Origin of the sequence: Roseibacillus ishigakijimensis (assembly GCF_016595415.1) — a bacterium.
In the GTDB taxonomy this organism is placed as follows: Bacteria; Verrucomicrobiota; Verrucomicrobiia; order Verrucomicrobiales; family Akkermansiaceae; genus Roseibacillus; species Roseibacillus ishigakijimensis.
On sequence record NZ_JAENIO010000050.1, the window covers coordinates 19,845 to 27,620 of the forward strand.

Below are 7,776 nucleotides of genomic sequence, written 5' to 3' on the forward strand. Positions count from 1 at the left end.
CATGAACGGCGCACTCTATGGATGGATCGGCCGCGCCCCGCAGGAGTGGGGACCTACGATGGACCGAACCCTCGCCCATCGTGGTAGACACACCACCCACCGGAGCTTCAACCACGGCCAATTCTTTCTCAAGGGGGAGCCCGGCTCCGGGCAATGGCAAGAGACCCCCCTCACCTTGAGCGCCCTCTCCGGCACTCGCCAGAGCCTGCCCCACCCCGCCCACCCCCCAGCCACAGGCGGCCCCTTCGTGATGGCGCACTGGGACAAGACCGCAAAGGAACTGACCCTCATCCGTGATGGCGCGGGACGACGCACCCTTTACTACACCCAATTTCAAGGTTGCCTTCTCTTCGCCAGCGAGCCCAAGGCCCTGCATCGACTCCCGGGATTTTCCCGCCGCATCCGCCCCACCTCCGTCGCCTGCTTTCTCACCTTCAGCTTCGTCCCAGGCACCGCCACCATGCTGGAGGACATCCATGAGCTCCCCGCCGGGCATCGCCTCCGCTGGAATCCGGACACCCGTAAACTCAACCTCGAACGCTGGTTTTTTCCCGAAGAAGCCGCCCTGCCCCCAGCTCACCCCGCCATCCCCGGGCTCTTGCGACAAAAACACCGCGAAGCCATCCACGACCTCCTCCCACCCGAGGGAAACTGTGCCCTCTACCTCTCTGGAGGACTGGATTCCAGCGCTGTCGCCGCCGAGCTCACAAGCCTGGGCCACCGCCCCACCTGCTTCTCCCTCAGTTTTGGGCAAAAGCACCCCAACGAGCTCTTCTTTGCCCAAGCCGTCGCCCGTCACCTCGACCTCCCCCATGAAATCGTGCCCGTCACCCCTGCGGACTTTAGCAGCCATCTCCGCCGCCTGGTCTGGCACCTCGACGACCCCATTGGCGACCCCGTCACCATGCCCAATCACGAACTCTCCCGCCACGTCTCCGCAAAGGGATTCAACCACGTCTGGAATGGCGAAGGCGGCGACCCTTGCTTCGGCGGCCCCAAGAACCTCTTCCTGCTCCTTGCCCACTGGTATCAATCCGGCCCGGCCAACGCGCATTTCCGCGAGCACACCTACTTCGCCTCCTTCCGGCGAGCCTACGAAGACCTCAATCACCTGCTCCTCCCCGACTTCCGGGCCCGAATCGACCTCGAGCAAGACCTCTTCCCCCTCCTTGCCCTCCACCTCTCCGACCCAACCCTCCCCCGCTTTCTCGACCGACTGATGGCCATCAACATGCGCTTCAAAGGAGCCCACCTCATTCTCCCCAAAGTCGAGCGCCTGCTGGGGGCCAGCGGACTCACCAGCCTTTCCCCCCTCTTCGACGAACGCCTCATGCAACTCAGCTTCGCCCTCCCCACCGAGTGGAAAATCCGCAACGGCGTCGATAAGTTCGCTCTCCGCATGGCCTATCGCGAACTCCTCCCTCCCGCCATCATCCACCGCCCCAAGGTTGGCATGCGCGTGCCCGTCAAAGCCTGGTTCCGCAAAGAGCTCCGCACCCTTGCCCGCCGCGAACTGCAACCTCGCAAACTAGCCGAGACAGGCGTCTTCGACCCCCAGCGCGTGCAACAATTGCTCCGCTTCGAAAGCGAGCAAGCCCACACCCGGCCCGGCATGCAGCTCTGGATGATTCTCATCTTCCAGCTCTGGCACGAAGTGATCGTGCAAGGCGACTCATCCCTGGAAAATCCACAGCCTCAGATGTGAAAGCCCACCCCGGCAAGACCGAGACGACAGATGAATATCTTTTTTCCAAAAAATGGTGCAGGCTGACGGACTTGAACCGCCGATTTAATCTCTTGAGTTTATAAGGTTCACCAAAATTCATAACTATCTCAAATAGAACGTTCCGAATTTTAGCGGACTTTGTGGGATTATACTGGAACATGGCACGAGCATGGCACAGACTCAGCCATGGCCACACTCTTTCGCAAGAAACGGGACGGAAAAGAGCTTCCCAACTGGTATTGCTCTTTCCAAGTCACCGAGGCGGATGGCACCTCAAGACAGATTCACCGCGCTACCCGCAAAGCGAACAAGCGAGAGGCCATGGCCGTTGCCCTCCGTATGGAGCAGGAAGCCCGAAAAGAGACCGGATGCGACGATCCAACCTCACAAGCCATCTTGGCCGTCGTGAGAGAAGCGGGCGAACTCGCTACACAAGGCAAGCTCACTGCCGCCAAGGGACGCGCCTTGATCGGGGAAATCCTCGCCCTCACAGGCACCGAGGCCAACAGCTACACCGCCCGCGCTTGGGTGGAACACTGGACAGCGGAAAAGGATAACACCGTGAAGCCAGGCACCGCCCATTTCTACCGGGCCACCACTACCCTTTTCCTCGACTTCCTAGGCGAGCGGGCGGACGCACCTCTTGAGGCCATCACGAGCAAGGACGTTCGCGCCTTTCGCGATAGCAGACGCAAGGCCGGACGCACTGCCAAGACCGCCAACCAGAATTTGAAAGTCCTTCGCTCACTCCTAGGCGATGCCGTGAAGGATGCCGCCATTCTCCACAACCCCGCCGCCGCGATTAAGACCCTCGACGAAACCGACTCGACCCCACGGGAACCCTTCACCCTTGAGGAAGTCGCCCGCCTTTATCGCACCGCCCCCTCGACCGACTGGCAAGGCGTGATTCTGATTGGAGCCTTCACCGGGCTTCGCCTTGTCGATGCCTGTAATCTCAAGGCCGGGAACCTCGACCTTGAAAGGGGCGTGATTCACCTCACCCCGCGCAAGACCGAGCGCAAAGGGACCACGGTAGAAATCCCCCTTCATCCCGAGATTCTCGACTACTTCGCCAAACACCCGCCTTCCCCCTTCGATGCCACCCCGCTTTTCCCGAGCTTGGCCAAGGACAAGAGCGGAGGCCGCAACGGACTCTCGGCACAATTCAGAGCCATCATGGAAGCGGCGGAAGTCGCCCGCAACGTCACCCGCAAGAGCGAGGACGGAGCCGCCCGAGAGACTGCGAGCCGATCCTTTCACAGCCTCCGCCACACCTTCACAAGCTGGCTGGCCAAGGCCAACGTGCCCGAGGAAGTGCGCCAGAAAATGACCGGACACACCGACAGCCGGACGCATCAGAAATACACCCACCACGAGCTAGAAACCCTCAAGAGCGGAGTGGAACGCCTCGCCAGAATCCAAACCAAAGAAGCAGGCTGACTTTCAGCCCAACCTTTCCCCCTTCCTTCAATCGTTGTCAAATTGACAACACCCCGCCCCATGCGTATCATCACCGAAAAGGCACTCAGGGACTACGGCCAAAAGCATCCCAATGCCCAAAGCGCCCTTGCCAACTGGATCACCCTCGCCCGCGCCTCCCAATGGAAAAACCTAGCAGACCTCCGCAAGACCTATCCCCACGCTGACCCCGTAACGGTGGCCAGCGGGAACACCGTCACCGTCTTCAACCTTGCCGGAAACAATCACCGACTCATCACCGCCATACACTACAACACCGGAATCATTTTCGCCCTCCGCATCCTCACCCACGCCGACTACGACAAGAACCACTGGAAAAAAGAACTATGACCACCGCCACTCTCCAAGCCCCCGCCTTCTCAGACCTCCCCACCGATTACCTTGGACTTTGCCAACTCCTCATGCCGCGCCCCATCCATGACGATGCCACCTATTGGAACGCCTCCGAGATGGTCCGCGCCCTCGCCATCGCGGGCGAGGAAAAGCTAACTCCCGATCAAGCCGATTACTTGCTCATTCTCTCCGATCTGATTGAACGCTACGACCAAGAGAATCTTCCCCCGCTCAAGCCGCAAAAGCCCCACGAGTTCATCGCAAGCCACCTCGACAATATCGGAATGAGCGTGGCGGAATGGGGCCGCTTGATTGGCGTGGACCGTTCGACCGCCTCCCGACTCGCCCGAGGAGAGCGCCCGCTCACCCTTAAGCACGTCAAAGCTACCGCCCAATCTCTCCACCTCCCCTTGGAAACTCTCGTCTAACGAAAGGAACGACTCGCAAAAATTCAATCATGAGTGACGAAAAGCCCAACCTCGACTTTGGAGGAGCGAGCCTAGAGGAAGTGAAAGCGAGGATGGCCGACCGCCTCGCATACATTGAAGAGCAGAGGAAAAAAAAGGAGTCGTTCAAAGAGAAGATCGTGGTCGAAAAAGTTGCGGCCAAGTATCTCGGAGACGGATTCGCCCGCCTCTATGGCGACTATGTCAAACTTGATAGCCCGCAGGAGTTGCCAACGGATCACTTTTGGGTCCCAGCGTGGAAAGATCACACAGGCTCTTGGAAAATGCCCAACGCATTGATTGGAGACTACGAAGTCCCTACCAAGGGCGGTGTGACATCAGACGGCAAAAAATACCTTACCGTCCAAGCCGAACGGTATGACCAATTCAGCAAGCAAAGACAGTATTTTCAAAAAGACAACAACGGCAAAGAAGTGATTCGCTGGCAGGGACTCCAAGACTATGTTCCTGCGGAGATTAAATCACGATTTCGAGATGGCACTTATGGGGGGAAATGGACCACGGTTGCTGAAGAAGCGGCTTTCACATGCCTACACCTCGACAAAATTTTTTCCAAAGACTTCCCTCCCGAAGTCTGGACCGCTCTTGAACATGCCTACCACGCCGGGAGGCACTCAAAGCTGGTCGATCTCCACGACACGCTTTCACAAGATTTGACCAATCACGAAATGACTCGCCGCCAACGTGAAGGGAAAGCGAGAAAGAAAGCGTCCAAGCTTCCAAAATGGAAACAGACGATTCTGTTATACCGCAAAGAGCATCCCGAAATCACTCCGCCCCAAATCAGGGAAGAACTCCTAAAAGGAGGAATCCTAACCGAGACCGCGAATGGCAGGTTCAAATGGAAGGGCGACAGCAAGACAGCAAGCAAACAGGCAGTTCACACGCGCATCAGACGGTTTCTGAACAGCTACAAAAGTGAAGAGTAGAGCATCACTTTAGGCGTAAGTGATGCCGTGACGCCTTCACCAAGCTAGCGATCTCACTCCTGCTATGGGAAGGCATAAACATGCCGAACGAAATAGCATCACTTGAAACAGCCGTAAGCAGCGAAATCCTGAAGCCCCGCTATCTTCGCGACAAGGGCGCGGTGGCCATGTTTGGGATTGGCCGCACCAAGCTCTACATGCTCGCCAAGCAGGGCAAAATCAAGAGCATCACCCTACAAGAAGAGGGAACCGCCCGAGGAACTCGCCTCTTTTGTGTCGAATCCATAGAGCGATACATTGCCAGCTTCGACAAGACCGCTACTCACCCCACCGACTAACAAAAACGCGCCGCCCTTGGGGAAGGGAGACGCGCTTTCGGTCAGATTGAAGTTGCCGGAAGGATAGCCACCCCCGCCCCGAGTTCAAGGCGCAATCACTTAGAAGATTGCCATGAATACTCTACCCGAAACCAAACGCCGCCCCAAAGCCGGAAGCCAACTGGAAACCGTTCTCTCTATTCTTGAGCGAGCCCAGGGCCAAGAAGTCACCCTTCGCCAATTCATGATTGAGGCCAACGCCGGAGCCGCTCACAGCGTCATTGCCACTTTGCGGACGAAATACGGCTTCGACATTCGCAACCGCATGGAAAGACAGAAGAGCGGTGTCGTTCACAGCTTCTATCGCCTGATTGCTGACAACCAGACAGAGAGCAAATGAGCAGAGGATGGCTTGGCTACATTCGCTCGCCCGAAGCCGCCGCACTCAGGAAGCACGATCCCAACGGATACCTCTTGCTTTCCCTGATAGCGGAGCGGGCGAGATGGAAGAAAGACCCTTGCCCCATTACAGGCCGCAAGCACGGGGAAGCATTGATCGGAGATTTCGCGGATTCTGGTTTGAAGTCTCGAGGCCAATACCGAGAGGCGACCAAGCGACTGACCAAAGCCGGATTTATAACCATCAAAACAACCAGCAAAGGAACCGTTGCGACCCTGATAGATTCAAGGATTTGGAGCCTCACCCCTGAACTTACAGCCATCAACTCCGCCAATGAACAACCATCAAGCAACCATCGAACAACCACTAAAGAACAAAGGAACAAGGAAACAAAGAAAACACCTCCCCCTCAATCCCCCAAGGGGGAATGGAAGCCGACCGAGATTCAATCCCGGCTCAATCGGCTCTTCAAACGGAGGGACTCGACAAGATGGAGTGACAAGGAATTGCGAGCCTTTCGGAAAATCATCTTCAGCGAGGACGATCTCGCCACCTTGGAAGGCTACTACCTAGCCAAGCACGAAAGCGGGAGGGACTACCGGAGGCGAGACCTTCAAACCCTCCTCAACAACTGGACCGGAGAACTCGACCGCGCCCGCAACTGGAAACCCGAAACGACCACCAAACCCGAACCCACCTTCAAACTATGAGCCAACAAGTCGCCATCCCCCACAGCCCCGAGGCCGAAGCCGCCCTTGTGAGTATGCTTCTCAATGAAGCCCCCGAACTACTCCCCAAGGCCAAGGCCCAGGCATTGACCGCCGATCTCTTCTATCTCCCCGGCAATCGAATCCTCTTCGATGCCGCCCACGAGATGACCAGCGAGGGAATCGCCATTGACCTTGCCAGCCTCCATTGCCACCTCGAGAACCGGAAGCAGCTCGACGCAATCGGGGGCGCGTCCGCCATCGTGGAAGCCTTCAATGCCGCCGCGACATCTGCCAACTTCAACCACTACGCCGGGATTCTGCGCAATCTGAAAGCCAAGCGGGAATTGATAGAAGTAGCGACCAAGGCCACCAACGAAGCAGGCGACCGAGCAGGAAGCCCCGAGGAAACGCTGAAAATGCTCACAGAGGCCGCTGAACGCATCACCGGCACTCTTTCCCCACGCAAGCCCTACAAGCTCGCCACAGAGGCTTGTGGCGAGTTCATCAGAACATACGAAGCCGACTACGGAGAAGGAAGCGCCGGAATCGCTACCGGAATCACCGCCCTCGACACTCACACCGGAGGATTGAAACCGGATCAATTCACCGTGATCGGAGGGAAGACCAGCGGCGGGAAGTCCGTTCTCTCGCTCCAATTCGCCGCCGCCGTCCTCACCGCCGGGAAACCCGTCTTGGTTTTCTCGCTCGAAATGAGCGCCCGCGAAGTCTTCGCCCGCCTTGTCTCACACCTTGGGAGAATCCCCATGGATGCCATCACCCTGAACCGCAAGCCCAACAAGGGCGAGATTGCCGCCATGAAAAAGCATTGTGCCCATGTGGAAGCCTTTCCCCTCGCCATCAGTGACGAAGCGGGAATCACCATGGCGCACGTCGAAGCCTACTCCCAACAATTTGCCGACCAGCACGGGCAAGAGATTGGCTTGATCGTCGTGGATTACATCCAGCTTTTGGAAGGCGGGCGAGAGAAGGGCGAAACCCGGGAGCAGGAAATCAGCCGCTATTCCCGCGCCTTGAAGCGCCTCAGTAAGAAGCATCATTGCCCGGTTATCACGCCTTCCCAATTGAATGACGATGGCCGCTTGCGAGAGTCGCGAGCCATTGGCCAAGACGCTGACAATGTCTTCATCATTCTGGATGACTCCATTCTCATCAGCAAAAACCGGAACGGAAGGCGGGAAGTCACCGTGAAGGCCAAACTGAACGGACTCTTTCAGACCTTTGAAGAGCACTAGCCGCCCGCATCCCTCCCCGCCCCCGAGCACGGAGAGAAACAAGGGGGGCAGGCGCAACCATCTTTCACCCCAAGGAAAGCACGACAACGCGCAATCAGGAAAAAACTCTGATCGGTTTTCACCACTTCCTACCCCAAAAAGCGCCGCCCCCTCTTCACCGAG

General features: G+C 57.6%; 9 protein-coding genes. All 9 read left to right on the top strand.

The window, feature by feature from the left end; all coding sequences use genetic code 11:
* Position 1: 1 nt before the first annotated feature.
* The 9 genes from JIN78_RS15005 to JIN78_RS15045 all read left to right on the top strand — a co-directional run bounded on the left by JIN78_RS15005 (position 2) and on the right by JIN78_RS15045 (position 7,614).
* Positions 2-1,705 (top strand): asparagine synthetase B family protein, encoded by a 1,704-nt coding sequence (locus JIN78_RS15005; RefSeq protein WP_200392807.1) that lies wholly within the window; start codon positions 2-4, stop codon positions 1,703-1,705.
* A gap of 207 nt (positions 1,706-1,912) precedes the next feature.
* Positions 1,913-3,166 (top strand): tyrosine-type recombinase/integrase, encoded by a 1,254-nt coding sequence (locus JIN78_RS15010; RefSeq protein ID WP_200392808.1) that lies wholly within the window; start codon positions 1,913-1,915, stop codon positions 3,164-3,166.
* 60 nt (positions 3,167-3,226) lie between these two features.
* Positions 3,227-3,535, top strand: a complete 309-nt coding sequence (locus tag JIN78_RS15015; protein WP_200392809.1) for a type II toxin-antitoxin system HigB family toxin — start codon at positions 3,227-3,229, stop codon at positions 3,533-3,535.
* Positions 3,532-3,966, top strand: a complete 435-nt coding sequence (locus JIN78_RS15020; RefSeq protein WP_200392810.1) for a helix-turn-helix domain-containing protein — start codon at positions 3,532-3,534, stop codon at positions 3,964-3,966. Before JIN78_RS15015 ends, JIN78_RS15020 begins: the two co-directional genes overlap by 4 nt.
* Positions 3,967-3,995: 29 nt before the next feature.
* A complete protein-coding gene (locus tag JIN78_RS15025) occupies positions 3,996-4,934 on the top strand; it encodes a hypothetical protein (protein WP_200392811.1) in 939 nt (312 codons plus the stop codon).
* An 80-nt stretch (positions 4,935-5,014) separates the two neighbouring features.
* Positions 5,015-5,272 carry a hypothetical protein gene (locus JIN78_RS15030; protein WP_200392812.1) on the top strand — a complete coding sequence of 86 codons (258 nt, stop codon included), beginning with the start codon at positions 5,015-5,017 and terminating at the stop codon, positions 5,270-5,272.
* A 112-nt stretch (positions 5,273-5,384) separates the two neighbouring features.
* A complete protein-coding gene (locus JIN78_RS15035) occupies positions 5,385-5,651 on the top strand; it encodes a hypothetical protein (protein WP_200392813.1) in 267 nt (88 codons plus the stop codon).
* A 506-nt stretch (positions 5,652-6,157) separates the two neighbouring features.
* A complete protein-coding gene (locus JIN78_RS15040) occupies positions 6,158-6,361 on the top strand; it encodes a hypothetical protein (RefSeq protein WP_200392814.1) in 204 nt (67 codons plus the stop codon).
* Positions 6,358-7,614, top strand: coding sequence for a replicative DNA helicase (locus JIN78_RS15045; RefSeq protein WP_200392815.1), 1,257 nt, complete (start codon positions 6,358-6,360; stop codon positions 7,612-7,614). Before JIN78_RS15040 ends, JIN78_RS15045 begins: the two co-directional genes overlap by 4 nt.
* Positions 7,615-7,776 lie beyond the last annotated feature (162 nt).

Bases quoted from the DNA above. Each gene is read 5' to 3' on its own strand.
- JIN78_RS15005 (WP_200392807.1), top strand. From the start codon at position 2: ATGAACGGCGCACTCTATGGATGGATCGGCCGCGCCCCGCAGGAGTGG.
- JIN78_RS15010 (WP_200392808.1), top strand. From the start codon at position 1,913: ATGGCCACACTCTTTCGCAAGAAACGGGACGGAAAAGAGCTTCCCAAC.
- JIN78_RS15015 (WP_200392809.1), top strand. From the start codon at position 3,227: ATGCGTATCATCACCGAAAAGGCACTCAGGGACTACGGCCAAAAGCAT.
- JIN78_RS15020 (WP_200392810.1), top strand. From the start codon at position 3,532: ATGACCACCGCCACTCTCCAAGCCCCCGCCTTCTCAGACCTCCCCACC.
- JIN78_RS15025 (WP_200392811.1), top strand. From the start codon at position 3,996: ATGAGTGACGAAAAGCCCAACCTCGACTTTGGAGGAGCGAGCCTAGAG.
- JIN78_RS15030 (WP_200392812.1), top strand. From the start codon at position 5,015: ATGCCGAACGAAATAGCATCACTTGAAACAGCCGTAAGCAGCGAAATC.
- JIN78_RS15035 (WP_200392813.1), top strand. From the start codon at position 5,385: ATGAATACTCTACCCGAAACCAAACGCCGCCCCAAAGCCGGAAGCCAA.
- JIN78_RS15045 (WP_200392815.1), top strand. From the start codon at position 6,358: ATGAGCCAACAAGTCGCCATCCCCCACAGCCCCGAGGCCGAAGCCGCC.